Source organism: Pseudoflavitalea rhizosphaerae (assembly GCF_003991355.1).
Lineage (GTDB): Bacteria > Bacteroidota > Bacteroidia > Chitinophagales > Chitinophagaceae > Pseudobacter > Pseudobacter rhizosphaerae.
Window position 1 is genome coordinate 364,060 of the sequence record NZ_RCSU01000002.1, and the last position, 25,798, is coordinate 389,857.

23 protein-coding genes are annotated in these 25,798 nt (G+C 47.4%); 11 read left to right on the forward strand and 12 right to left on the reverse strand.

The window, feature by feature from the left end; genetic code table 11:
* Window positions 1-18 precede the first annotated feature (18 nt).
* From D9Y29_RS04185 to D9Y29_RS04200, 4 genes are read left to right on the forward strand one after another with little or no spacing between them, the layout of a single operon-like run.
* Window positions 19-1,431, forward strand: coding sequence for an SGNH/GDSL hydrolase family protein (locus D9Y29_RS04185; RefSeq protein WP_127125316.1), 1,413 nt, complete (start codon window positions 19-21; stop codon window positions 1,429-1,431).
* A 26-nt stretch (window positions 1,432-1,457) separates the two neighbouring features.
* On the forward strand, window positions 1,458-3,947 hold the full coding sequence (locus tag D9Y29_RS04190; RefSeq protein ID WP_127125318.1) for a beta-glucosidase: 2,490 nt from the start codon (window positions 1,458-1,460) through the stop codon (window positions 3,945-3,947).
* Window positions 3,948-3,988: 41 nt separating this feature from the next.
* A complete protein-coding gene (locus D9Y29_RS04195) occupies window positions 3,989-6,265 on the forward strand; it encodes an FAD-dependent oxidoreductase (RefSeq protein WP_127125320.1) in 2,277 nt (758 codons plus the stop codon).
* 25 nt (window positions 6,266-6,290) lie between these two features.
* Window positions 6,291-7,973, forward strand: a complete 1,683-nt coding sequence (locus tag D9Y29_RS04200) for a sodium:solute symporter family protein (protein ID WP_127125322.1) — start codon at window positions 6,291-6,293, stop codon at window positions 7,971-7,973.
* A 55-nt stretch (window positions 7,974-8,028) separates the two neighbouring features.
* On the opposite strand, the gene D9Y29_RS04205 is transcribed toward D9Y29_RS04200, so the two are convergent.
* The 6 genes from D9Y29_RS04205 to D9Y29_RS04230 all read right to left on the reverse strand — a co-directional run bounded on the left by D9Y29_RS04205 (window position 8,029) and on the right by D9Y29_RS04230 (window position 14,023).
* Window positions 8,029-8,388, reverse strand: a complete 360-nt coding sequence (locus tag D9Y29_RS04205) for a hypothetical protein (RefSeq protein WP_127125324.1) — start codon at window positions 8,386-8,388, stop codon at window positions 8,029-8,031.
* A 363-nt stretch (window positions 8,389-8,751) separates the two neighbouring features.
* Entirely contained in the window at window positions 8,752-10,293 is a 1,542-nt protein-coding gene (locus D9Y29_RS04210) for a bifunctional GNAT family N-acetyltransferase/carbon-nitrogen hydrolase family protein (protein ID WP_127125326.1), read from the reverse strand.
* 98 nt (window positions 10,294-10,391) lie between these two features.
* A complete protein-coding gene (gene fabF / locus D9Y29_RS04215) occupies window positions 10,392-11,642 on the reverse strand; it encodes a beta-ketoacyl-ACP synthase II (protein WP_127125328.1) in 1,251 nt (416 codons plus the stop codon).
* A gap of 15 nt (window positions 11,643-11,657) precedes the next feature.
* On the reverse strand, window positions 11,658-12,245 hold the full coding sequence (locus D9Y29_RS04220; protein ID WP_127125330.1) for a TetR/AcrR family transcriptional regulator: 588 nt from the start codon (window positions 12,243-12,245) through the stop codon (window positions 11,658-11,660).
* A gap of 298 nt (window positions 12,246-12,543) precedes the next feature.
* The gene (gene prfH, locus D9Y29_RS04225) at window positions 12,544-13,158 is read right to left on the reverse strand and encodes a peptide chain release factor H (RefSeq protein ID WP_127125332.1); all 615 of its coding nucleotides are present in this window, start codon (window positions 13,156-13,158) and stop codon (window positions 12,544-12,546) included.
* Between the two features lie 271 nt (window positions 13,159-13,429).
* On the reverse strand, window positions 13,430-14,023 hold the full coding sequence (locus tag D9Y29_RS04230; RefSeq protein ID WP_127125334.1) for a hypothetical protein: 594 nt from the start codon (window positions 14,021-14,023) through the stop codon (window positions 13,430-13,432).
* Window positions 14,024-14,070: 47 nt separating this feature from the next.
* Here D9Y29_RS04230 and D9Y29_RS04235 point away from each other — a divergent pair, with 47 nt between their 5' ends.
* On the forward strand, window positions 14,071-14,310 hold the full coding sequence (locus tag D9Y29_RS04235) for a hypothetical protein (protein WP_127125336.1): 240 nt from the start codon (window positions 14,071-14,073) through the stop codon (window positions 14,308-14,310).
* Window positions 14,311-14,446: 136 nt separating this feature from the next.
* On the opposite strand, the gene D9Y29_RS04240 is transcribed toward D9Y29_RS04235, so the two are convergent.
* From D9Y29_RS04240 to D9Y29_RS04260, 5 genes are all read right to left on the reverse strand, one after another.
* Window positions 14,447-14,962 carry an SRPBCC family protein gene (locus tag D9Y29_RS04240; protein WP_164735253.1) on the reverse strand — a complete coding sequence of 172 codons (516 nt, stop codon included), beginning with the start codon at window positions 14,960-14,962 and terminating at the stop codon, window positions 14,447-14,449.
* Complete coding sequence (locus D9Y29_RS04245; protein ID WP_127125340.1) at window positions 14,919-15,290, reverse strand: ArsR/SmtB family transcription factor; 372 nt, start codon at window positions 15,288-15,290, stop codon at window positions 14,919-14,921. The genes D9Y29_RS04240 and D9Y29_RS04245 overlap by 44 nt, the downstream gene beginning before the upstream one ends.
* Window positions 15,291-15,538: 248 nt before the next feature.
* On the reverse strand, window positions 15,539-16,777 hold the full coding sequence (locus D9Y29_RS04250) for an RNA polymerase sigma factor (protein WP_127125342.1): 1,239 nt from the start codon (window positions 16,775-16,777) through the stop codon (window positions 15,539-15,541).
* 3 nt (window positions 16,778-16,780) lie between these two features.
* Window positions 16,781-17,122, reverse strand: coding sequence for a YciI family protein (locus D9Y29_RS04255; protein WP_127125344.1), 342 nt, complete (start codon window positions 17,120-17,122; stop codon window positions 16,781-16,783).
* Between the two features lie 42 nt (window positions 17,123-17,164).
* Window positions 17,165-17,635: a carboxymuconolactone decarboxylase family protein gene (locus D9Y29_RS04260; RefSeq protein ID WP_206513711.1), complete on the reverse strand. Its 471-nt coding sequence runs from the start codon at window positions 17,633-17,635 to the stop codon at window positions 17,165-17,167.
* A gap of 225 nt (window positions 17,636-17,860) precedes the next feature.
* Here D9Y29_RS04260 and D9Y29_RS04265 point away from each other — a divergent pair, with 225 nt between their 5' ends.
* Window positions 17,861-20,227 carry an ABC transporter permease gene (locus D9Y29_RS04265; RefSeq protein ID WP_127125348.1) on the forward strand — a complete coding sequence of 789 codons (2,367 nt, stop codon included), beginning with the start codon at window positions 17,861-17,863 and terminating at the stop codon, window positions 20,225-20,227.
* Here the strand turns inward: D9Y29_RS04265 and D9Y29_RS04270 are convergent, their stop codons facing one another.
* Window positions 20,228-20,800, reverse strand: coding sequence for a Crp/Fnr family transcriptional regulator (locus D9Y29_RS04270; protein WP_127125350.1), 573 nt, complete (start codon window positions 20,798-20,800; stop codon window positions 20,228-20,230).
* 74 nt (window positions 20,801-20,874) lie between these two features.
* Between D9Y29_RS04270 and D9Y29_RS04275 the strand changes: the two genes are divergently transcribed.
* The 5 genes from D9Y29_RS04275 (at window position 20,875) to D9Y29_RS04295 (ending at window position 25,712) form a co-directional block, all read left to right on the forward strand.
* Window positions 20,875-21,564: an HAD family hydrolase gene (locus D9Y29_RS04275; protein WP_127125352.1), complete on the forward strand. Its 690-nt coding sequence runs from the start codon at window positions 20,875-20,877 to the stop codon at window positions 21,562-21,564.
* A gap of 581 nt (window positions 21,565-22,145) precedes the next feature.
* Complete coding sequence (locus tag D9Y29_RS04280; protein WP_127125353.1) at window positions 22,146-23,048, forward strand: sigma-70 family RNA polymerase sigma factor; 903 nt, start codon at window positions 22,146-22,148, stop codon at window positions 23,046-23,048.
* 11 nt (window positions 23,049-23,059) lie between these two features.
* Window positions 23,060-23,470, forward strand: a complete 411-nt coding sequence (locus D9Y29_RS04285; RefSeq protein ID WP_127125355.1) for an ester cyclase — start codon at window positions 23,060-23,062, stop codon at window positions 23,468-23,470.
* A gap of 77 nt (window positions 23,471-23,547) precedes the next feature.
* Window positions 23,548-24,396, forward strand: coding sequence for an NmrA family NAD(P)-binding protein (locus tag D9Y29_RS04290; RefSeq protein WP_127125357.1), 849 nt, complete (start codon window positions 23,548-23,550; stop codon window positions 24,394-24,396).
* A 203-nt stretch (window positions 24,397-24,599) separates the two neighbouring features.
* Window positions 24,600-25,712, forward strand: a complete 1,113-nt coding sequence (locus D9Y29_RS04295) for a calcium:cation antiporter (protein ID WP_241237846.1) — start codon at window positions 24,600-24,602, stop codon at window positions 25,710-25,712.
* Window positions 25,713-25,798 lie beyond the last annotated feature (86 nt).

Sequence of the window (25,798 nt, forward strand, 5' to 3'; positions counted from 1 at the left end):
ATCCAAAGTAAAAAGACCATGATCCGTTCCCTGTTTATTTTAACCCTGATCCTTACAATGGGATGTGTCTGTACCCTTGGTCAATCCGATGCTGACCGTGCAAAGATTGCAGCCTCACAGGCTGGTGCATCTCCATTGTTCTTTGATCCGTTTGCACAAAAGATCCCCGGCATTGCAGTTAGCGCATTCCATGATGCGCGCGAACTGAGCGCCCGTAACGGACTGCCCAATTTCTTTGCAAAGATCAATGCCGGCAAAACCGTTACTGTTGGTTTTATCGGCGGCAGCATCACACAGGCATTGTACGGCTATCGCATCCAGACCTCACAGTTCATACAATCGAAGTTTCCGCAGGCTAATTTTAAATGGATGAATGCAGGCGTTTCCGGAACCGGAACAGACCTGGGCGCTTGCCGCATTGGCGAACAGATCCTGAAACACGATCCTGACCTGGTTTTTGTAGAGTTTGCCGTGAATGGCGGTTATGAAGCAGGCATGGAAGGCATCATTCGCCAGATCATCCGAAACAATCCCGAAACGGATATTTGCCTGATCTATACTGTACTCAACCCGCAGGCAAAAGTATATCTCCAACCCGGAGCAATACCCCAAAACCTGCAGAGGCTGGAAAAAATTGCTGATCACTATCGTATCCCCTCCATTCACCTGGGCATCGAAGCAGCCATGCTGGAAGCTGAAAATAAACTGGTATGGAAAGGAGATGCAAAGGCAATTCAGGACAAAATAGTTTTCTCCGGTGATGGTATCCACCCCTTCACCGAAGGTGGTAATCTCTATGCTGCAGCTATTGCAAGAAGCTTTACAAAACTCGCTAACAATGCAACGGCATTTAACCATGTACTGCCTGCTGCGCTGATCCCCGGCAACTGGGAAGACGCTAAAATGCTTGACCCGCTTGAAGTTGCCAGATTCAGCAAAGGATGGAAGAAGATAAAAACGGAAGGACATTCAGCACTGAAACAATTCAACTCCTGGTTCCCTTACGTGATGGAAGGAGAAAAACCAGGAAGCTCATTCAGTTTCCGTTTCAAAGGAACGATGTTCGGCATCTTCGATGTGGGTGGCCCTGAAGTTGGACAACTTTCAGTAAAAGTGGACGGAAAGGAAATGAAGCTGCAGGAAGTGTCAGGCAGGGGATTCAGACTTTACAAAGCCAATGAAAATACAGGCGCCGATGTATTGAACCTGTTCAATTCGTTTTGCAATAACCGTTATCGCGGGCAATATGATTTCATTGAAACGGAAGATGGAGAACACACAGTTACCATCACCATCTCAGGGCTGAAATCCGACAAGGAAAAAATATTAGGTGAAAAACAACTCAGGGATATTACGGAGAACCCGGAAAAGTACAACAGAACTGTATTGTACCTGGGTAAGATACTGCTGCGCGGAGAGATCATCAAATAATAAGACTGGATTCAAAATACAATCTAATGAAGCGGATAGCTACTGTTGTTCTGTTGATGTCTTTTACGGCATCCTATGCACAAGTGTACAAGGATAAAAATGCACCGGTGGAATCGCGTGTAAATGACCTGGCTTCCAGGATGACGCTGGAAGAAAAGATCGATTATATCGGCGGCTACAAGGGATTTTATATTCGCGGGATCGAAAGACTGGGACTGCCTGAGATCAAACTTACCGATGGCCCCGTAGGTACTCACAAAGATGGAAAATCCACCGCCTACCCTGCCAGCGTATTATCAGCGGCCACCTGGGATACGGCCCTTGTATATGAATTGGGAAAACAGTTAGGGCGTGATTCCCGGGCACGTGGCGTGCATGTATTGCTGGCCCCCGGCATGAACATCCTCCGCGCTCCCATGGGTGGCAGGAACTTCGAATATTTTACGGAAGACCCATTCCTCAATGCACGTATGGCCGTTGCTTATGTGAAAGGATTGCAGGATGAAAAGGTAGTTGCTACTGTAAAACATTATGCAGCCAACAACCAGGAATGGGACAGGCATAACGTGAGCAGCGATATAGATGAGCGCACTTTGCATGAGATCTACCTTCCCGCTTTTAAAGCTGCTGTACAGGAAGCCAAAGCAGGCTCCATCATGAACAGCTATAACCTCATCAACGGCGTACACGCCTCACAGCATGATGAGCTTAATAATAAAATATTGAGGGATATGTGGGGCTTCGATGGTTTTGTGATGAGCGACTGGTCTTCCACCTACGACGCAGTTGGCGCCGCCAATGGTGGCCTGGACCTGGAAATGCCACGCGCACGTTTCATGACAAAAGAGAAACTGGTCCCGGCTATACAACAGGGACTGGTGAAGGAATCCACCATCGATGATAAAGTGAAAAGGATGCTCCGCATCATTTTCCGTTTCGGCTTCTTCGATAATGTACAACTGGACAAAAATATTCCACTCGACAATCCTGATGCAGCCAAAGCCGCACTGGAACTGGCCCGGGGAGGTATCGTACTGCTGAAGAACAAAGGAAATGTACTGCCACTGAACAGTGAAAAAGTGAAAACCCTGGCAGTGATCGGCCCCAATGCCAACGCATACATTTCAGGGGGTGGCAGCTCATACACTTTTCCTTTTCACTCCGTTTCTACATTACAGGGAATTCAGCAATTAGAGAAAAATGTAAAAACGATTTACGCCCCCGGCCTGCCCACCCTGCCGGATATGGTGGCGCAATCCGTTTTCTATACTGGGCCTGGCAGCAAAACAAAAGGACTGAAAGGCGAATACTTCAGCAATATCAGACTGAGCGGTACACCTGCAAAAACTGTTGTTGACTCCATCGTCAGCATCAACAATGGCTGGCATATCGCGGCGGAAAACCAGGGTATTCCTTTCGATCATTGCTCCATGCGCTGGACCGGCGTGGTGCGCCCCGGCAAAACAAGCGGCTACCGTTTCACCGTTCGCGGATTCGACGGCTTCAGGCTTTATGTAGATACCGCGCTCGTGATCAACGAATGGAGAGACCAGGGCATCACCACCCGTGAAGCTGTTGTACAACTAGAAGCGGGAAAAGAATACAAGGTCCGTCTGGAATACTTTGCCAACGTGCATCCTGTGGATATCAGCTTTGCATGGAGAGAGGATAAACTGCTCTTTGAAGACGCCATCAGTGCAGCATCAGGAGCGGATGCCGCCATCGTATGCATCGGATTCAATGAAAGCAGTGAACGCGAAAGCAACGACAGAACATTCGCCCTCCCTCAATTCCAGGACAGTCTCATTCAATCTATCGCCAAAGCAAATCCCAATACCATCGTACTGCTGAATGCCGGTGGAAATGTGGACATGCAAAAATGGATTTCAAAGATCCCTGCGCTTGTGCATACCTGGTATGCCGGACAGGAAGGCGGCACCGCCATCGCAGAGATCCTGTTCGGGAAAACAAATCCCAGTGGCAAACTACCTGTAAGCTTCGAGAAAAAATGGGAAGACAATCCTGCGTTCAACTACTACTATGATCCTGCCAATACCAAACGAGTGGCTTATAAGGAAGGGATTTTCATGGGCTATCGTCACTACGACCGCGGCCCGGTGAAACCAATGTTCCCATTCGGTTTCGGCCTCTCTTATACCCGTTTCAAATACAATGGACTGCTTGTAAAAAATGATGATGCCGCCTCTAACCCCAGGGTACAGGTGCAGTTCACCCTTACCAATACAGGAAAAGCCGATGGCGCTGAAGTAGCGCAGGTATATGTAAGGCCATTGAATGCAAAAGTCCCGCGTCCCTATAAGGAGCTGAAAGCATTCTCCAAAACATTCCTGAAAAAAGGAGATAAGAAAACGATCAGTCTCACGCTGGATGCTACTGCATTCCAGTATTACAGTACGGAGAAACATGGATTTGTGCACGATGCAGGCGAATATGAGATCATTGTGGCTGCTTCGGCAGAGGACATCAGGTTAAGAAAGACGGTTCGTATCCAATAGATCAGATAACACTTAAAAGAATAACCGAAAAAAATAGAAATATGATTTTTAGCGAAGGTGGAGAAAAGAGAGCACTGGCTTTAGAACAACTGGAAACAGAGCTGGTGATAGTAGGCGGCGGCGTGTCCGGCGTTTGCGCAGCCATCACAGCGGCCCGGAAAGGCGTAAAAGTGGTGTTGCTGCAAGACAGGCCGGTGCTCGGCGGTAATGCCAGCAGCGAAGTCCGGTTGTGGATGCTCGGGGCAACCTCGCATATGGGCAATAACAACAGGTGGGCCCGCGAAGGCGGTGTGGTGGATGAACTGATGGTGGAAAATATGTACCGCAACAAAGAAGGCAATCCCCTCATTTTTGACACAGTGATGCTTGATATGGTAAAGTCTGAACCCAATATCACGCTCCTGCTTAACACAGTAGTATATCATCTTGAAAAGTCCGCCGCCAATGAGATCAGTGCCGTGAAAGCCTTTTGCAGCCAGAATTCCACTGAGTACATTGTAAAGGCCCCACTCTTTGTGGATGCATCAGGAGACGGCATCGTTGGATTTCTTGCAGGCGCTGCCTTCAGAATGGGCGCAGAAAGCAAAGATGAGTTCGGTGAGAAATTCGCGCCATCGAAAGAATACGGAGAACTGCTGGGGCATAGCCTCTATTTCTACAGCAAGGATGTGGGCAGGCCTGTAAAATTTGTCCCCCCCTCCTATGCATTACAGGACATTACCACAATTCCAAGATTCAAAAATTTCAATACACGAGAATACGGTTGTAAGCTCTGGTGGCTGGAATATGGCGGCCGCCTGGATACTGTACACGATACCGAAAAGATAAAATGGGAATTATGGAAAGTGGCATACGGCGCCTGGAACTATATAAAGAATTCCGGTAATTTTCCTGAAGCGGAAAACCTTACGCTCGAATGGGTGGGAACTATCCCCGGAAAAAGAGAAAGCCGCCGCTTCGAAGGTGAGTATATGCTGAAGCAGCAGGACATTGTGGAGCAACGCTTCCATGAAGATGCAGTAGCATTCGGTGGCTGGAGCATCGATCTCCATCCTGCCGATGGCGTTTTCAGTGAAAAACCCGGCTGTAATCAATGGCATGGCAAGGGGCTCTACCAGATCCCTTACCGCTCGCTTTACAGCAGGAATATCAAAAACCTTTTCCTCGCCGGAAGGATCATCAGCGCAACGCATGTGGCATTCGGTTCTTCGCGCGTTATGGCTACCGCTGCACATGCTGCACAGGCGGTTGCAATGGCGGCAGTTATTTGCCTGGATAAGAAAATACTTCCGGCAGAAATCTATCACCGGCAACATATAGGGGCATTGCAAACCGAATTACTGAAGACCGGCCACCATATTCCCGGGCTGCTCCTGAACGATAAAAAAGACCTGGTGAAACAAGCTTCCATTACGGCTTCCAGCGAACTGGTGCTGAAGGAACTTCCTGAATCCAAACTGTTGAAAAGCCTGGAAACGGCAGCGGCACAGATGGTTCCACTCAAAGCAGGAAAAGTACAGGATTTCATTTTCCATGCTGAGGGAAATTCAGCCACTCAACTGGAAGTGGAATTGCGCATCAGCAGCAAACCATACAACCACACCCCCGATGTAACGCTTGAAAAGAAAACAATTCCCATCCATCCCGGGAAAAACTGTATCCATCTCAGCTTCGATGCAGTGATGGAAGAACAAGCTTATGCATTTGTGACCTTCCTGAAAAACCCGGACATACAATTACATTTTTCCACTAAACGTGTAACAGGTGTATTGTCCGTTTTCAATTCCATCAACAAGGCAGTATCGAATTTTGGAAAACAAACGCCGCCTGAGGACCTGGGTGTGGATACATTCGAATTCTGGTGCCCCAAAAGAAGACCTGATGGAGAGAATATCGCGTTTAAATATCTTTCCGGAATCGATCTCTTCCGCGCCGGCAATATTGCCAATGGTTTAGACAGGCCGGTATCATCCCCCAATGCCTGGGTAGCAGATTTCAATGATCCCAATCCGCACCTGACCATCAGATGGAAAGAGAAAAAACAAATTTCCACTATCGATCTGTTATTCGATACAGACTATGATCATCCGATGGAAACTGTACTGATGGGGCATCCGGAAGATGTGATGCCTTTCTGTGTGAGAAACTATATAGTGAAAGACGATCAGGGAAACATTGTACATCAACAAAAAGAGAATTATCAAACAGTGAACAATATCAGGTTAACACAACCGGTATCTACCAGCAGCCTCACCATTGAAGTGGAACATCCTTCAGCTGATGTGCCTGCCGCAATTTTTTCCGTGAGATGTTATTAGCCATTCAATCGCCTAAATTAGCAACATGAATTCAGCCATCGATGCTTCCGTAATAGTGATCTTTTCCGTTTTTATCATGCTGGTGGGTTTCTCGTTTTCCGGTACCGGCCGCAATCTGAAGTCGTTCTTTGCCGGTGGTGAAGCCGTTCCCTGGAGTATCGGGGGGCTGAGCCTCTTCATGAGCTTCTTCTCCGCAGGTACTTTTGTGGCCTGGGGTTCCATCGCCTACAAGTATGGCTGGGTGGCTATTACCATTCAGTGGACGATGTGTATCGGCGGACTGATCACAGGTGTTTTTCTCGCGCCCAAATGGAAAGCAACAGGCAATCTTACCGCTGCCGAATTCATCAGGGAGCGACTGGGAGAGAAAGTGCAGAAATCCTATATCTATATTTTCATGCTGGTGTCTTTATTCATCAAAGGTTCTGTGCTGTATTCCGTTGCGAGACTGGTAGGGTCATCACTCGATTTTCCACTGGTGCCCGTAACAGTTGTACTGGGCATTCTCATGATCGCTTATACGGCCGTTGGTGGATTGTGGGCTGTAATGGTAACAGATATCCTGCAATTTGTGATCCTCACGGCTGCTGTGCTGCTGATCATTCCTCTCGTATTCCAGGAAGCTGGTGGCTTCAGCAATTTCATGGCAAAGAAACCGGAAGGGTTCTTCGATGTGGTGAATGGCGAATACACCTGGGGATTCATCGCCGCCTTTGCGATCTATCATATTTTCTATATAGGAGGGAACTGGACTTTTGTACAACGATACACCAGTGTAGATACCCCGAAATCCGCCGGCAAAGTGGCTTTCCTGTTTGCTGCACTTTACCTGATCAGCCCGATCCTGTGGATGCTGCCGCCAATGGTTTACCAAACCATCAACCCAACCCTCACAGGACTGGAAACGGAGAACGCCTACCTGATGGTATGCAAGCAGGTATTACCTGCAGGTCTTATGGGGCTGATACTTACAGGAATGTATTTTTCCACTTCTGCATCTGCGAATACTGCACTGAACGTAGTATCGGCAGTATTCACCAACGACATCTATAAAGGCAGTATCAATCCCAACGCATCCGACAAAAAACTGATGAAAGTGGCACGCACTTCTTCCTGGCTATTCGGATTCGGAATGATCGCCATAGCACTGATAGTTCCTTATATCGGTGGAATTGTGGAATTCACGCTGAGCATCGGCGCCATTACCGGAGGCCCGTTGCTGGCCCCGCCTATCTGGGCGCTGTTCTCAAAAAGACTAACGGGAAAGGCTACACTGCTAATTACGATCGTAAGCTTGCTGGTGAACCTTCTCTTCAAAATGATCCTTCCATTTGTGATCGATTATAAACTGAGCAGGGGCAATGAAATGCTGCTCGGCGTTCTCTTACCCGCAATCCTGCTGGTGCTCTATGAGCTCTACGCTGCTTCCAAAGGCTCCGTCAGTACTGAATATGCAGACATGCAGCAACGAAAACTGCGTAGGAAACAGGAAGCTGTTGCCGTCAGCGAAGAAGAGCTGAGTGCCGTGAGAAGACAAAACAAATTCGGCTTACGCATCATTGCTTTCTCACTGGCTTTCACCGCCGTGTTGCTGTTTGTGCTGAGCGCGCTTACCTCCAAAGCATCCGGAATGGTTTCAGGGATTGCCACGGTTATCCTGGTGCTGGCATTGATCCCCTGGTTCAACTCGAGAAAGATAAAAGGATAATAATACACAAATAGAAACCTGGAAGCCGCAGCAACTTGCTGTGGCTTTTTATTGATCACTTACGGAGTACCATGTATGATTTCGGCGATTCCGGGATCATGGGCCCGAAGTACTCGATCTTGATCGTATTGCCATCAATGATCATGAAGTCCAGTGTGATGTCCGGATATTCACCTCTCTGGGATCTAAGCCTGATCTTGTTCTCCGGGAAAGTAACCAGTGAAGTGTCTTTGAAACTGCTGCCGGACTCCCCCCTCACCATTCGTCCGCCGGAGATGAAATGTAAAGTTGTATTGCCTGCTACAGGCGTTACTTCTGTATAGAGTCCCGAAAGTTGACCGGAATCATGTTTGCTCTTTTTACAGGCTGCAACGCTGAGTGCGGAAGCACAGAGCAGGAAAATGGAAAGTTTCATATGCTCACAGGTTTTATGATCTGACCCTTGAATCAAATCTTCCGTTGCACATGAATTGTTATAGCTGGTGTCAATCGCCGGTTTCAGAGTTCGAATACACACTATTGCGGTCCCAATCGCAGTTTTTGGTCGTCGTTTATTCTTATCCGGGAAAAACAGTGGCGGCGTCACGGCCAGTAATACCGGGGCTGACTAAAAAGGTCAGAGAGCTGGCAGTCGCTCGCCTCCCGGCGAGTGACTTGTATTTGTTCGCCTCCGGCGAACACCGCATCGCCAGAGGCGACTGAATAAAGCTCACTCGCCGGAGGCGAGCGTATGGGCTCCCAGGAATTCCAAGATGGTAGCATTTAGCAGCATCGATGATCAAAGTAACTTTTCCTTACCATCTTCAAAATAGTGGATCCTGTAAAGGTCATCACGGCGATCGAACCAGGTGCGTACATTCCCTGCCAGTTTGTTGCGTTTGATCAGGTTCATGTCGAGGTCCTGGTAGATCAGCGTTTCATCGCCGGGCTCGGCTTCCGCAGCAATGGCTTCCCGGTGGAATTCCACATCTGATGGAGTAAGGATAGCGCTCTGGGCATACTGGATATCCAAATTATCAACCTGCGGCAGATTACCCACGGCGCCCGCCAGTACCACGTATACCTGGTTTTCCACGGCCCTTGCCTGTGCACAATAACGAACACGGTTATACGCTCTCCGGTCATCCGTATTGAAGGGAACAAAAATGATCTGAGCTCCTTTGCTGGTAGCGATCCTGCACAGCTCAGGGAATTCAACATCGTAACAAATGGAAATCGCGATCTTACCACAATCCGTATCAAATACTTCCACTTTATCGCCGGGTTTCACGCCCCACCATTTTAATTCATGCGGCGTGATATGAAGTTTGTATTGCTTATCGAAGCTTCCGTCTCTACGGAACAGGTAAGAAATATTGTACAGTTCTTCGTCTTCTTCCGTTTGCAGGTGAGATCCTGCGATAATATTTGTATTGTATTTAATGGCCATCTGGCGGAAGAATTCGATGTATTGAGTGGTGAAGGCAGACAATTGCCGGACGGCCGTACCGGGTCTTTTGTTCGGCAGAAAGGAAAGCAATTGCATAGTTAGCATTTCCGGGAACAATACAAAATCACTTTTGTAATCAGCTGCCACATCGATAAAATATTCGCAATGCTGCGCAAATTCCTCGAAGCTGTTCACCATCCGCATCATATACTGCACGGCGCAGACGCGCACATAAGTGTTGAATTGTTGTTCTCCTTCCGCCTGGTAATCCAGGTTCACCCATTCCATGAAAGTGGCAAATCCACCGCTTTCCTTATCTCCCGGCAAGTAATCCTTGATGATCCGTTTCAGGGTAAAACCATTGGACAACTGAGTGGTAAGCACAGGGTCGAATATCTTTTTGTCCATTACATTCTGTACATATTCCCGGATATCCATTTCATTTGCATAGAGATGATAATTGGGAAGCCGCCCTCCCACCACGATGCGCTTGAGGTTCATTTCGCGGGCCAGCTTTTTCCTGGCTTCGTACAATCTCCTGGCCAGCTTCATATTCCGGTATTCAGGATCAACCATGATCTCGATGCCATAAAGCGTGTCCCCAAGCGGGTTATGTGTGCTCAATGTTCCATTACCTGTGATCTCTGACCAGGAATGATTGATGGAGAATTCATCGAAATTCAATATAAGTGAGCTGGAGGAAGCCACCAGGTCTTCGTTCAGTATCACTCCGATCTGTCCTTCAGGAAAAGTGGTAACGCATTGTTCCCATTGTTCTTTTTTCCATGGCTTCATTAATGGGAAAGCGGCCAGTTGCATGGCTACCACTTCATCAAAATCATCAACTGTCAATTGTCTTATCCGTATGCTCAGTTCTTTGTTCTCAACCATAGTCCGATGGATTATTTATGAAAGATCACATAATTTACGAAATATCGTTGGCATGAAAGCTATTTGAAGAATACTGACTCCACGCGGGTCCGGTATTCCTAAGCGTTGAACTTTTTGAAAATGGTAGTGGCAGTATGTCCTCCAAACCCGAAAGTATTGTTCAGCACATAATTCACTTCCATTGGTTTTGCTTTACCAAGCAGGATATTCAGGTCCTGCGGGATCTCCTCATCGATAACGGTAGTATTGATGGTGGCAGGAACGATACTATCCCTGATAGACAGGATGCTGATGATACTTTCGATAGCTCCGGCCGCACCCAGCAGGTGGCCTGTCATAGACTTGGTAGCGCTGATCACGGCGGGGTGGCCTTTCAACACACGCTGAATAGCGATCATTTCACTTACGTCTCCAAGACCTGTTGAAGTAGCATGCGTATTCACATAGTCGATGGCAGAAGGTTCGATGCCTGCTTCCCTGAAAGCGTATTCCATTCCTACGCCTGCGCCGTAGCCATCTGGAGCAGTGCCGGTCAAATGATAGGCATCTGCCGCCATTCCCCCTGCAACGATCTCGGCATAGATGCGTGCGCCGCGTGCTACAGCATGTTCCAGTTCTTCTAACACTAACGCACCAGCGCCTTCCCCTATTACAAAGCCATCGCGCTCTTTATCGAAAGGACGGGAAGCCGTCTGCGGATCATCATTTCTTTTAGACAATGCCTGCGCTGCATTGAAACCACCTATGGCACTTGGCGTGATGGCAGCTTCGGAACCACCGGTGATCATCATCCTGGCCCTGCCCAACCTGATGGTATCGAATGCATTCACGACAGCTGTATTGGAAGATGCACAGGCAGAAACAGTACAATAGTTGGGGCCATAGAGTTTATTGCGGATGGAGATCACGCCCGCTGCGATATCCACGATCATTTTGGGGATGAAATAAGGATTGAATCGCGGCGTGCCATCGCCTGCATGGAAATCCCTGAGCTGTTCCTCGAAAGTGCCGATACCACCATTACCAGAAGCCCAGATAACCCCTACATCGTTCCTTTGAGTTTCTGTCCAGGTACTGAAATCGATACCTGCATCTTTGATAGCCTGGTCTGTTGCGGCAATGCCGTATTGTGTGAACAGGTCATATTTTTTGATTTCTTTTTTCTCGATGTATTCTTCTGCAATGAAGCCTTTCACTTCGCAGGCGAATTGTGTTTTGAATTTGGAGGCGTCGAATTTTGTGATGGCGCCTGCTCCGGATTTACCGGCGATGATGTTTGTCCAGAATTCCGACACTGAATTTCCAAGTGGTGTAATAGCTCCCAGTCCGGTAATAACTACCCTTTTCATATGATATGATGTATTTTATTCTAAATTATTGATGAATGCTGTGATGGAATGCATGATGCTGGTCCTGTAGTCCGGCTTATTGAGGATCCCCGCTATCATCATGCCACCTTCAATGATGGCGATAATGGTGAGGGCCACCTGCTCCGGGTTGGTGCGTTTGCTGAACTCTCTTGCCTGAATGCCTTCTTCTACCAGCCTGGTCAGATTTTTTTTCCAGGCATTGAGCGCTGCCCTTACTCTCTTTCTCAATTCCGGATGTGTATCGTCCGACTCGGTGGCTGTATTGAGAATGGGGCAACCACCGGATGGAAAAGGATAATCTTTAAAATTTGCGTATACTTTTCCATAGACCATCAGTTTCTCTTTGGCCGTATTACATTTTTCCATTTCGCTTTGAAAAATGGAATTCATCTTGTTCAGGTTATAATCGAAAGCCGCCAGCGCCACTGCATCTTTATTGGCGAAGATTCCATAGATACAGCCTTTGGTAAGATGTGTGGCATTTGTGATATCAGACAGTGAAGTACCGGCATAGCCTTTCTTGTTGAAAAGGGGCGCAGTGGTCTCGATGATGAAAGCTTTTGTTTGTTCACTTTTTGTCATGATATGCAATGTCCCCGCAAAATTATACCAATCGGTATATTTTATCCAAATAAATATTTTTATTGGGTTGTAAGCAGCAAAAATGCCTGCCGGAGGGACTTTCAGCCCAGGTTATGGATATGCGTTCCGCCAACAACAATGTTGGCCGAAATTTGTTCAGGGAAAATAGGTTTAGCCCTGCATGTTTAGTTTTTGATACACGGCACAATTATGCTGCCAGGGAATAGACAAAGCCGGATTGAAATACTATTGATATTCAATCCGGCTTTTGTTTTCAGGAAAAATGAAATGCTGCTGCTCACAATGTATCTGTGATCGTTTTCACTTCATTACCTCTTTCCAGCACATTGTGCAGTTGCCAGCGGCACTGCTGTTCCTGGATCATTTTTTCCATCTGCCAGGCCATTACCCTGGCGCGGAGCCGTTCCAGGCAGAGCTTCTTATTCTGCAATTGCGAACGGTTGTCCATCGCCAGCACCTGGATACCGCTGGGTATATGCGTACCGCGTACGGCAGATTCCACTTTGTTTACGTTCTGTCCTCCTGGTCCGGATGCGCGGCAAGTTTCAAACTTCACATCGCGTTCATTCCATTGCGGCAATTCCTGTACGTCAAAGATCGCTACACCTGCAAACCAGTTCTTGCGTTTATGGTTTTTTCGATAAGGGCTCTGTGCGATCCACTTGATGGTCCCGCTCCATTCCCGGATGAATCCTTCAAATTCCCTGCCCTGCAACTGTAATGTGATGGAATAGTTTGTTCCGATCACAGGTCCTGCCGTTTCTTCCAGCAGTTCTGTTCCATATCCGGCCTTGCGCGATTGCACCAGCATTATTTCTTTGATGCGCGTTACAACCCTGCAACATTCCACAGGGCCACGGCCGGATGATATCTGTATGATTATCTTGTCCATGATTCTACTTTTCATTTCCGGCTTCCTGCAAAATGAGATGAACCGGTTTTTGTTTATACGGATTGCCGGACCTCGGGTCTGCCTGACAACAGGTAATGAGAACCCAGGCCCTTAGCGGGTTTTACGTACTTTCAGAATAAAAAAAGGAAATTCAAACGCGTGCCGCTCAGGCAGCTTTTGCAGATGATGATATGGAAGAGTATGCTGTCATGATTCCTTTGATTTAAGTGTGAATAATAAAGGAATGCGGTGCAAAACTATAAAAGTAAATCTAATTGTGAAATATTTTTTTAAGCAGTTTGTCGAAATCATAATTTTCGCAGCTGCCATCTGTGAGCTCTGTGTTCATGTAATTGCTCCTGATTGTGTAAGAAATGATTCTGGAGCTGGAGCAACCTCCGGATTTGAATTTTGGCCAGTTGGCTTCGAACTCCCTGAACGCAATCAGGGCGGAGGTATCTAATCGCGCGGATTGCATAAAATGGCCGGGCCAGTAAATATTAAGTAAGCTTTGCTTCAAGGTTTTTTCCCATTGGAAGAGTTCTGCTACAAAACTGTTCCCTTTTCTGATGATGTCCAACTTGTATCCTTTGCCACCGAAACAACTGCTAAACTGGTACCACACCTGCAATGATTCGCCAGGCTCCAGCGCAGACAGAATTCCAAAGGTGCTGTGTACAGAACTCCTGTTGTAAACAGCCACCGTATCGGCGTTCTTCATTGTCACATTGTGCTTTGCTGCCCTGTTGGAAAACACCTGCATGAATACCAACAGCATGGCAAATGTGAAGAGTAGCCGGTTACAATCCCTGATGAGTTTTTTTTTCGATCTTTTGTAATCGATATCCATGTATTGAAATTCCACTATTCCAATTTACCATTTTTCCTGGAATATTTTATTACACGGAAAGAATGCCTCTTCCTGTTTTTCAGTATCGAAGCCCCCCTTTCAAAAAGCAGTCATTCAGTTTTCACTGGAAATTCCGGCCCGCCACCAATGGAACACAACTGATGTTCGGACCGGATTTCCTGCCGGATACCAGGCAATGGCCTTTCCTCTTCCGGGCCCTTCCGGAAGCCACCATGCCGTGTAATGGCGGTAAGGCACATACGAAGATCGTACAACTCCGGGTCGATACAGGGTTGACCTGAACATTGCCGGCCATTCCGTTGGCGCATGCCCGGAAAAATAATAAAAAGAGATTATGATACTGCTGGAAAATGCAGCTGCCAGATAATTTGAACTATCGAAAAACAGTCACTGGCGGGTCCGGAGAAATGGACCGGCTTATTTTTTCCCTGTAATACCAGCCAGGTATTGGTCCATTACATCGAAGCTGGAAAGCCAGCCCTGGTAAGCGCCTTTACGCATAGCCGCCGCTTCGGAAACGGATTGACGTAAGGTGAGCCTGGTCCTGTTTTCCGGCAGCTCCTCAAATCTGAGCGTTACGATGGTGGACGCCGGCCAGTCGGCATTCTGGTACTGTGGCAGATTGATATTGCCCTGCTCATCCGACATTTCCATGGTGTAGGCAATCCGCTCAGGAGACTGTAATTCAAGATAAACACCTTTCACCCAGCAATCCGGATAAGCTGGATTTTTCACTACCGAAAGGAATTCACCTCCGGGCCTTACATCTATTTTTGAATAATGAATACTGCATCCCTGAGGCGCATTCCATTTTTCCAGATGTTCTGCTGTGGTCCACAACCGGTACACCAGCTCACGCGGCGCATCCAGAATGCGGACAATCTCCAGCTCATTTTCTTTTGCTGCCGGTTTGTTTTCTTTTTGTGCTAACATGATCATTTTTTTTTGTTTGTATTGAATTAAGATATTGCTCCATTGAATCCAGGGTTTCAGTCCAGTACTTGCGGGCATTTTCAATCCATCCCGTTACTTCGTTCAGGCCTTCCAGTTTCGCTTCGCATAACCTTTCCCTCCCTTTTTGGGTGATAAAGACAAGCCCGCATTCATGCAGGATCTTGATATGCTCTGAAATAGTGGGCCTGCTGGAATCGAAATGTTCCGCAATACTGTTCAGGTTCAGGGATTGCCTGCTCAACAGATCTATGATGCCACGCCTGGTGGGATCTGCAATAGCCTGAAATACATCTCTGCGTTTTTCCATTAGGTAGTCATTTGGCTACTAAATTACATAAACGTCGGGAAATGGCTACACTTTTTGGCAATATTTTTTTTCCACCCTCCCCTGACGGGGCAATTGCCTGGGTTTCCGCCTTGATTAAATTGATTTATGACCTGCATGTAAACAAGTCAACATGTAATCGATCCACGCCTTTGAAGAAAAAACAGCTGGACTAACCGTGTACCAGTCAATGCAGGTTTGCATTGCAACAGTGATCAACAAACGAATAACTACTTCTCTGATAATTTCCGCATTTTCTCCCTTATCCCTTGTTGTTCGGGAATAGTCTTAGCCAGCGTCAGGGCTTTTTTGAAACACACCTGCGCCTGTTCATTATCGATGCCTGACTGCAATTCACCAAGCAATAACCAGTAGAAATGATGCTGTGGCAAATCCAGTTCCAGTGCGGCTTTGATAGCTTTATCCCTGCCCTTTGCCTTGTACAATGCATATACCCTGTTGAGCGCTACGCCGGGAGAAAAATTGATTACCAGCAATTGGTCGTACAACTGCAGGATCTGCTCCCATTTTTGAGGGTAGTCTTCCTTTATACAATGCCAGGAAGCGATACGCGCTTCGATATGCCAGGTGCTGATCCGGTCCCCGCGGGCAGATAACTCCAGGAAATGAATGCCCTGCCTGATAAGTCCCTGGTCCCATTTGGACTCATCCTGCTGCTCATAGAGTACCAGTACATCATCCGGTGTAATGCGCGCTTCGAACCGTGAAGCATGGAAGCACATCAAAGCAAGCAGTGCACTGGTTTCCGCCTGATTGGTCTTTTCGTATTCCGTCAGCATCAGGCAGAGTCTGATGGCTTCCACACAGAGTTCCTGCTGCAGAACACTATTGTTCGTTTTTGAATAATAGCCTTCATTGAACAACAGGTAAATGATGCGCAGTACATTTTCCAGTCTTGCCGGCAAGGCCGAATCGGGCGGGAATTCAATGCGGATATTCTCTGTGCGCAATTTTTCTTTGGCTCGGAACAACCGCTTATTGATGGTTTCCTTGTTGGAGAAGAAAGCCTCTGCAATTTCATCGATCCCAAAACCGCAAAGTATGCGCAGGGCCAGGCCGATCTGCGCTTCGGCAGCAATAGCCGGGTTGCAGATGGCAAAAAGCATCTGCAACTGGCTATCGCGGATATGTTGTGGAGAGAAGTCAGGTTCTGCAGCATCCATTTCCGGTTGTGCATTACGGATAGCAGGCGCTACTTTCTGATCGTATAATTTTTTCCTTCTGAAATGGTAGAGTGTTTTCTGTTTGGCCACCGCGTACAGCCAGGCTGAGGGATTGGCAGGCATACCTTTCGTTCCCCAGCTTTCAGATGCGGTGAGAAATGTATCGCTTACGATATCTTCTGCTGTTTCGATATGTTCCAGGCCGTACAGCTTGCTGATCACAGCCACCATCTTCGCAAATTCCTGCTGGAACAACTGCTTCAATGAATCTCCGTTTTGCTGCATCACTTAATATTCAAATAATGGACGGATCTCTACACTACCTCCTGCATCCAGGGCAGGACAACCATGCGCCAGCGTAGTGGCTTCTTCCAGGTCCGCTGCTCTCACAATGATAAAGCTGCCAAGCCTTTCCCTGATCTCAACAAAAGGACCATCTGTGATCACACCGCCTGCGCGCAGCACCTTACCTTCATTGGCCAGTCTTGTTCCAATGTTCACCATCTTTTCGCTGGATTGAAGGTGACCGATCCATTCCTGCCATTTGCGGGTAATGGCTTCAAAATCTTTAGGCGATACATTACTGTAATCATAATCCGGTTGTCTGAACAACAGCGCGAACTCTTTCATTTTTACTGGAATTGAAAAGTGAAATTATTTGTTTTTGACCGATTATTGCGCACTTGCAAACTGACCGGGTTGATAATCTCCTGCCGGCGTCCGGAATGCCACATTGAGGCGGTTGTAACTGTTGATGGCAATCACACAAACAGTGAGCTCAGCCATTTCCTGTTCCGTGAATTGCGCAGTTGCTTCAGCATATACCGCATCCGAAACAGGGCCTTTCGCGATCAACGTCACAGCTTCGGCCCAGGCCAGGGCTGCGCGCTCCCTTGGTGTATAAAGTTTAGTGGCATCATGCCAGGCGCCCAGCATCAGCATCCTTTGCTCTGTTTCACCCATTACACGCAGGTCCTTCGTATGCATATCGAGGCAAAATGCACATCCGTTGATCTGTGAAACGCGGATATAGATCAGGTGCTGCAGTTTGGGATCGATGGTTGATTTGGAGAGATAAGAATGGAAACCATTCAATGCTCTCAATACATTACCACCCTTTGCGAATAAATTCATTCTTTCCATAATACTGAGTTTTTATTGTTTTATACTTCAGTAATGCGCGGGAAAGGCAAAACTGGACAAGTGGACAAAAATATTTTTCATTTTTTCTGAAACAGGCTGTCCATACCCGGACAAAAACTGTCCGGAAATGAACAGGCGGGATTTATCTTTTTCAGTAAATTATTTATTTTCAACCCCTTGTCAACTGGCATGCTGCTTGGTTCAATACCTGTACAAATCCCGTTTATGTTCCGCAACTATTTCAAAACCGCCTGGAGAAACCTGCTCAAAAACAAGTCTTACAGCGCCATAAATGTGTTCGGCCTGGCCGCCGGTATGACCGTTACGCTGCTGATCGGTCTATGGGTCTACCATCAGTACTCGTATAACAAGTTCCTTCCTGATCATGGAAGATTGTACCGGGTGCAAAGGAACTTCAACAGCAACGGGGATACCCTTACCTTCCGGACAAGTTCCCTCCGGCTGGCAGATGCCCTTCGCAGCGGTTATGATGAAATAGAAGCAGTAGCCGAATCTGATTGGATGGGCGCTCACGGGCTGATGGTGGGTGAAAAAAAGATCTACCAGCAGGGCGGCATGGTGGGAACAGAATTCCTGAAGATGTTCGGTTTTCCCTTACTGAAAGGAAATGCCGGTACAGTTTTGAACGATCCCTATTCCATCGTCTTGACAGAATCAACGGCCAAAGCACTTTTCGGAAATGAAGCCCCCGTGAACAAAATGGTGCGCATCGATAATAAGCATGATCTGAAAGTGACGGGGATCCTGAAAGACATCCCCTCCAATTCTTCCCTTCAATTCCACTACCTGGTACCTTTTCAATACAAGGAACTTTCCAGCCCCAAAGGCCAGCTCAATCATACCAATTTCGACAATAACGCCTACCAGGTTTTTGTAAAACTGAAAAAAGATATTCCCTACGCGCAACTCGCACCAAAGATCAGACTGATCACCCATATACAGCAATCCATCAATGGAGAAAACTCTTATGTTACGCTCCAGCCCATGGATCGCTGGCATCTTTATTCGAATTATGTAAATGGAAAAGATACGGAAGGCCTCCTGGAATATGTGAGGATCTTCACGCTGGTAGGATCGCTGGTATTGTTGATCGCCTGTATCAATTTCGTGAATCTGACTACGGCCCGTTCTGAAAAAAGAGCGCGGGAAGTTGGTGTGAGAAAAGCGATCGGATCTGCAAAAAAACAACTGGTGTTCCAGTTCCTGCTGGAATCATTCTTACTTATCCTGGTTGCTTTCGGTTGCGCATTACTGCTGTTGCACCTGTTGTTGCCTGCATTCAATGCATTGACGGAAGCCAGCCTGCAAATCCCCTATAACAGCCTTGTTTTCTGGAGCCTGATGGCTGGCCTGGTTTTGATCACAACATTGGTGGCAGGCAGCAGGCCCGCTTTCTATCTTTCCTCCTTTCAACCTGTGAAAGTATTGAAAGGCAGTTTAGGACAGGGAAGCAGCCACTCTCTTTTCCGTAAAACGCTTGTGGTGATTCAGTTCAGTTGTTCTGTGGCGCTGATCATCGGCACCATCGTGATCTACCGTCAGATCAATTATGCGAAAAACAGGCCGAATGGTTATGAGCTTGCCGGACTCGTGGAATTGGACATGAACCCCGATCTGAAACGCAATTACAACGCTTTCAAAAATGAGGCCCTGCAGTCTGGCATCGTTTCCGCCATGACAACGGCATCCAGCCCCGCCACTGATATTTACTGGCACTCCGATGTTGAACATTGGCCTGGAAAAACAGAAAAGGAAACAATTGAAATGGGCGTGATCATTACCACTCCGGATTACTTCAAAACAATGGGAATGGAAATGAAAGAAGGTCGTGTATTCAGGAATGAATATGATTCCTTCAGCGTGATCTTCAATGAAGCCGCCATCGATAAAATGCGCATAAAGGACCCCGTTAACCAGGTAGTCCGCTGGCAGGGCGACAATCTTACGATTGCCGGTGTGGTGAAGGACGCCCTGATGCTCTCTCCTTTCGATTCAGCAGATCCAACTATGTTCATGATAGACTACAATGCTGCAGGCGCCCTTCTATTCAGGATCGCACCGGGAATAAGCACGCAGGAAGCGATAAGCAAACTCGGTTCCATTTTCAATAAATACAGTCCTGCATTCACTTTCGAGTATTCGTTCGCAGATGAGAACCATGCAGCCAAATTCAGGATGGAAGTCCTGATCGGTAAGCTGGCGGCTATATTCGCTTCACTGGCCATTTTCATCAGTTGCCTGGGGTTGTTCGGATTGGCAGCATATATCGCGGAACAACGCACCAGGGAGATCGGGATCCGCAAAGTACTGGGCGCTTCACTCACACAATTATTACTGTTGCTGTCGAAGGATTTTCTTTTACTGGTGCTGATCAGTTGTGTGATCGCCTCTCCACTGGCGCTCTGGTTCCTGGAAGGCTGGTTGAAACAATACAGTTACCGCATCAATATTGGCGCCATGGTGTTTATCTGGGCAGCGCTGATTGCACTGGTGATTGCAGTAGTGGTGATCAGTTTCCAGACATTGAAAGCTGCCATGATGAGCCCGGTAAAATCATTGAAAAGCGAATAACTATTCCTGTTCGGAAATATGCTTCAACGCCCTGTTCAGACTCCGCAGGGTAATGCCCAGGTATGCGGCCATATCTTCTTTGGAAAAATCGAGCTGCTGCCTGGTCTGCAATTCCAGCAAACGTTTTACAGCATGATCAACAGTGTACAATTGTTGCAGGGAGGATCGCTGGCTGGTATTGATCACCCGCCCAGCCAATGCATCCAGCAATAGCTGGTTCAGCATAAGATCTTTCTGTAAAAGTGTACGGAAATAATCGATATTGATCGAGTATACCTGCACGTTTGTAAGCGCTTCCACATTGCAAAGGCACGCATTGTTGCGGATCGCTTCCAGGTCGCCCAGTATTTCACCTTCGCTCAGGAATTCAATAATGAAGTCCTTACCATTCTCCTCACTGAAATAGCATTTGGTGATCCCTTCCCTGATCACAGATACCTTCACTGCGGCTGTTCCCTGTTTGAGCAATAAACTGCCTTTAGGCCAGGTCCGGAGTGCAAAAGCCTCATGATGCTGATTGGAGGCAAACAGGTTTTGAATAAATTGCAGAAATGTAGGATTTGTCCTGAGCATATTTTCGGATTAGGACAAATGTCCTTCAAAAACCTGAAACCTTCAATCAAATTTGCAACACGAAAACAAAACTAATGTACAACCAGATAAAAGTGATAGCCTTCGATGCAGATGATACCATGTGGGTAAATGAACCTTATTTCCAGGAACTGGAAAAGAAATTTTGCGGACTGCTGGAAGACTATCTCCCACACCATTCCGTATCAAAGGAATTGTATAAAACAGAACTGCAGCGGCTTCCGCTTTATGGTTTCGGGATCAAAACCGTACTCCTGTGCATGATCGAAACCATCTCAAGGGTCACTGAAGGAAGGGCTTCCATCAAAATGGTGGACGAAGTGATCAGGCTCGGGAACGAGCTTCTGCAAAAAGATATTGAAATGCTCGATGGAGTTCAGGAAGTATTGCAACACCTGAAAGGGAAATACAGGCTGGTAGTGGCTACCAAAGGTGATCTGCTGGACCAGGAAAGAAAATTGAAGAAATCAGGATTAATGGACTATTTCCATCATATCGAGATCATGAGCGACAAGAAAGTGCCGGATTATCATAAACTGCTGAAGCACCTGGATTGCGCTCCTGAACATTTCCTGATGCTTGGTAATTCCATTAAATCGGATGTATTGCCCGTGCTGGAACTGAATGGTCATGCCGTTCATATTCCCTATCATACTACCTGGGTGCATGAAGTGCATGACCAGGATGTGGTGCATCCGAATTTCAGGCAGGTGGAAAAGATCAGTGACATTTTGGAATTCCTGTAACTGTGGAAATCGATATTCACTCCCCTATCAGCAACTTCACCACATTACGAGTCAGCAAATGGTGACAGAAGAAAATTTACCAACCGGGATGGCGAAGTAGTATTGACTGTTTTCGGAAGATTGAACCTCGACAGTGAAGGAGAAGTGATCCCGCTTTCCAAACAGTATGGCAATGATTTGAAGAGGCTGCAAAACAAGCAAGCATCAAGTACAAAAAAAGCGGCAACGATTTCTACGTAATCTCAGGAGAATATAAAAATGGGAAAATATTCTATCACAAGATGGTCCTGAAAGAAGACGCTTTCTGCTTTGCATTGCTGGAATATAGTAGTGACCAGAAAGATGTTTTCGATAAGTACGCCGTTGTTACATTTCATTTCGCTGTGCCCACTCGCTCGCCTCTGGCGAGTGAGTTTTGTTTAGTCGCCTCTGGCGACGCGGTGTTCGCCGGAGGCGAACAAATACAAGTCACTCGCCGGGAGGCGAGCGACTGCCAGCTCTCTGCCCCTTTAGTCAGTCCCTTTTTTTGCACCGGCTGTCACATTCAAAAAACCTACCTTGTCTTATGCTAAAAGGCAATCATGGCCGATAAAACAGACATATTCCTGGAATACAGATCGCTCCTCTTTTCCATCGCCTACAATATGCTGGGCAGTGTGGATGCAGCGGAAGACCTGGTACAGGACAGCTACCTGAAATGGATGGCTTCCGAAGAAACGGATATCCGGTTCGTGAAGTCGTACCTGGTGAAAACAGTCACCAATCTCTGCATCAACTACCTCAACAGCGCAAGAATGCGCCGCGAATCCTATGTGGGCATCTGGCTGCCCGAGCCCCTTCAACAATCCGATACACGCTCCGGCAGCGCCGGCATTGAATCCTGGCATGCACTCTCCATCGGTATCCTCGTTTTACTGGAAAAACTAACGCCACAGGAAAGGGCCATCTTCCTGCTGAAGGAAATATTTGCGTACGATTATTTTGAACTGGCGCAAATATTCGATAAATCAGAACAAAACTGCAGGCAGATCTTCAAACGCGCCAAAGATCATTTAGGCAACGATACCCGGCGTTTTGAGGTAGACCTGAAAGTGCACGGGAAAGTTCTGAACAATTTCCTGCAAGCACTCAAAGATGGACACATGGACGAACTGATCCATCTCCTCAAAGAAGATATCGTTCTCTATGCTGATGGCGGGGGCTCCGTTCTTCACGCCAATGGCAGACGGTTCACAGCCGCACTCAAACCAGTACATGGGAAAGAACATGTAAGCAGGCTACTGGCTTCAGTAGTACTCAAAATGCGGCAATACGTTCCTGCATTTTCGCAGCAACTGATCATGGCGAATGGCCTTCCTTCGGTCCTCACCAGTTCCGGAGACGAACCACTAAGCCTGATCTCCATCGAACCGGAAGACGACCATATCCGGAATATCTATCTGCAGACCAATCCAGAAAAACTGCATTCCTTCAGAAAAATATAAAACTGAAACATATGTCAATCAACAGCAACAAAGAAGTGGTAGCCCGCTTCAACAGGGAAGTTATTGCCGGTAAAGACCTGAAAACATTCGATGCACTGATGGCGCCGGATTTTGTGAACCATTCAGCTCCTCCCGGTGTTTCACCGGCCGCAGACGGCATGATCGCATTCCTTCAGAATGTACTCTGGAAAGCGTTTTCAGACATCCGTATCGATATCCTTGACCAGGTAGGTGAAGGCGATAAAATATGCACGCGCAAAAAAATAAGCGGTGTGCATGTGGGTGAATTCTTCGGCATGCCGGCCACCAACAAACGAATCAATATCGAAATGCTGGAAATTGTGCGCGTGCAGAACGGACAATACCTGGAACACTGGAGTATCTGGAATTACCTCAAAGTGATGGCGCAGGTGAGGTCCTGAATTGAGTAAGCTGATTGTCGGTTTTGTTCTATGGGAGGGACTGCCCTGCTGCTAATTTTGGTTAAAAATCAAAAGCAATGAATACGAACAAAACCGTTACCACAGCCATCGCAGCTCCCATTTTCGTGATCGGAGGAAACGGAAGAACAGGAAAAAGGATCGTGCAAAGACTGAACGAATTGCGCATACCAGTACGCGTTGGATCGCGAAGCGGCGATCCTTCGTTCGACTGGACCAATCGCAGTACCTGGGCTCCTGCACTGGAAGGGATGAAGGCAGTGTATATTTCTTATCAGCCTGATCTGGCCGTTGAAGGCGCAACAGACGATATCCGATACCTGGCGGAACTGGCAGCCAAAGCCGGTATTCAGAAACTGGTCTTATTATCCGGCCGCGGCGAGCCGGAAGCGATGGCCTGTGAAGAGATCATTCAACAATCAGGTATCGATCATACCATCCTCCGTTGCAGCTGGTTCTTCCAGAATTTCAGTGAAAGCGTTTTCCAGGAACCATTGCAGGCAGGACTGCTGGCCCTCCCCACAGGTGATATGAAAGAGCCTTTCGTGGATGCGGATGATATCGCAGAAGTGGCTGTTGCTGCCTTTACTGATGCAAAACATGCCAACAGGCTGTATGAGCTCACAGGTCCCCGACTGATGACCTTCAAAGAGATCACGGCAGAGATAGCCAAAGCAACAGGCAGGGACATACGCTTTCAGGATGTATCCATTGAAGAATACTGTAAAACACTCGAAGGGTTCGGACTCCCCCCGGACTATGTACAGTTCATAAGCTATCTTTTCACCGAATTGTTCGACGGACGTAATGCATCCCTCACCAAAGGTGTACAGCAGGCGTTGAACAGGGAGCCTTCCGATTTTTCTTCCTTCGTTCAGAAAAATATTCCCACAGGCATCTGGAGCTGATCCTATATAGTAAGCAGTTTAATGAAATTTTAAGCGGAGCCGGAATCCTTCTATGGAAGGGAAATGAGCAGAATTGAAAATAAGAGTTGACAGGGAAGACAGTAAAAAAGGTAATTTTTTTTGTTTATTATTGCACAAATGGGCTTATCCCGTCCTGCAAGCCGTTACTGTCCTACATTTCCTGTCACCTTAAATTCCGTATTATGCCTCATCAAGGATTATTATACCGTACGATGAAACTGGCTTTACCCCTGTGGTCTGTAGCCTGCCCATTGATAGGCCTGGTTTTTATTTTGGCGGTAGGTGCAGAACATTCCGGCTGGATGGATATCATATTGGGCGCGGTGCTGATCAGTGTGGTATTGTCTGCCGTGCATCACGCGGAAGTGGTGGCGCATAAAGTGGGTGAGCCATATGGTACTTTGATCCTGGCCTTAGCCATCACCGTTATAGAAGTATCCCTGATAGTTACCATCATGCTTAGCAAAGGCGGAGAGGAAAGCTCCACGCTGGCGCGCGATACTGTTTTTGCCGCCATCATGCTGATCCTGACCGGCATTATTGGATTATGCCTGCTGATAGGTGGTTACCGCTACAAGGAACAGGTATTTGTGAAACAGGGGGTCAGCGCTGCATTGGTGACACTATCGGCCATCACTATCCTAACACTTGTACTGCCCAATTACACCACCAGCGCCCTCGGGCCTGTTTACTCCACCAGCCAGCTGATCTTTGTGGCAATCGTGAGCCTGGTGTTGTATCTCGGATTTGTGATGGTGCAGGCTGTGCGTCACCGCGACTATTTTCTACCGGAAGATGCTTCGGAGGAGGACGAGAACGTGCACGCCGCGCCGCCATCCAATTTTACAGCCACCACCAGTTTACTGTTGCTGGTACTGGCGCTGGCAGTGGTAGTGATCCTCAGCAAAAAATTATCGCCCGCTATTGAAGGTATCGTAGTAGACCTCGGCGCTCCTAAAAGCCTGGTAGGTATCATCATCGCTGCTGTTATTCTCTTACCTGAAGGACTAGCCGCACTCAGGGCTGCCAGAAAGAACAGGCTACAAACCAGTCTCAACCTGGCCCTCGGTTCTGCACTCGCTTCTATCGGTCTCACTATTCCCGCTGTAGCCATCGTGGGTTATTTTACCGGCTTCACCATCACCCTGGGCATCGATACCAAATCCACCCTGCTGCTGATATTATCACTTTTCACCATCAGTATATCTTTCGGCGCCGGCAGAACGAATATCCTGCAGGGCATCGTACTGCTGATAATACTGGCTACCTATCTTTTCACTACAATCGTTCCCTGACGGGCATTTCAGCCCTGGCATGATTTTTATAGACGAAAAACCTCCCCGCGCTGGGTATAACAATCCACACCGTTGGTATTGTTGCC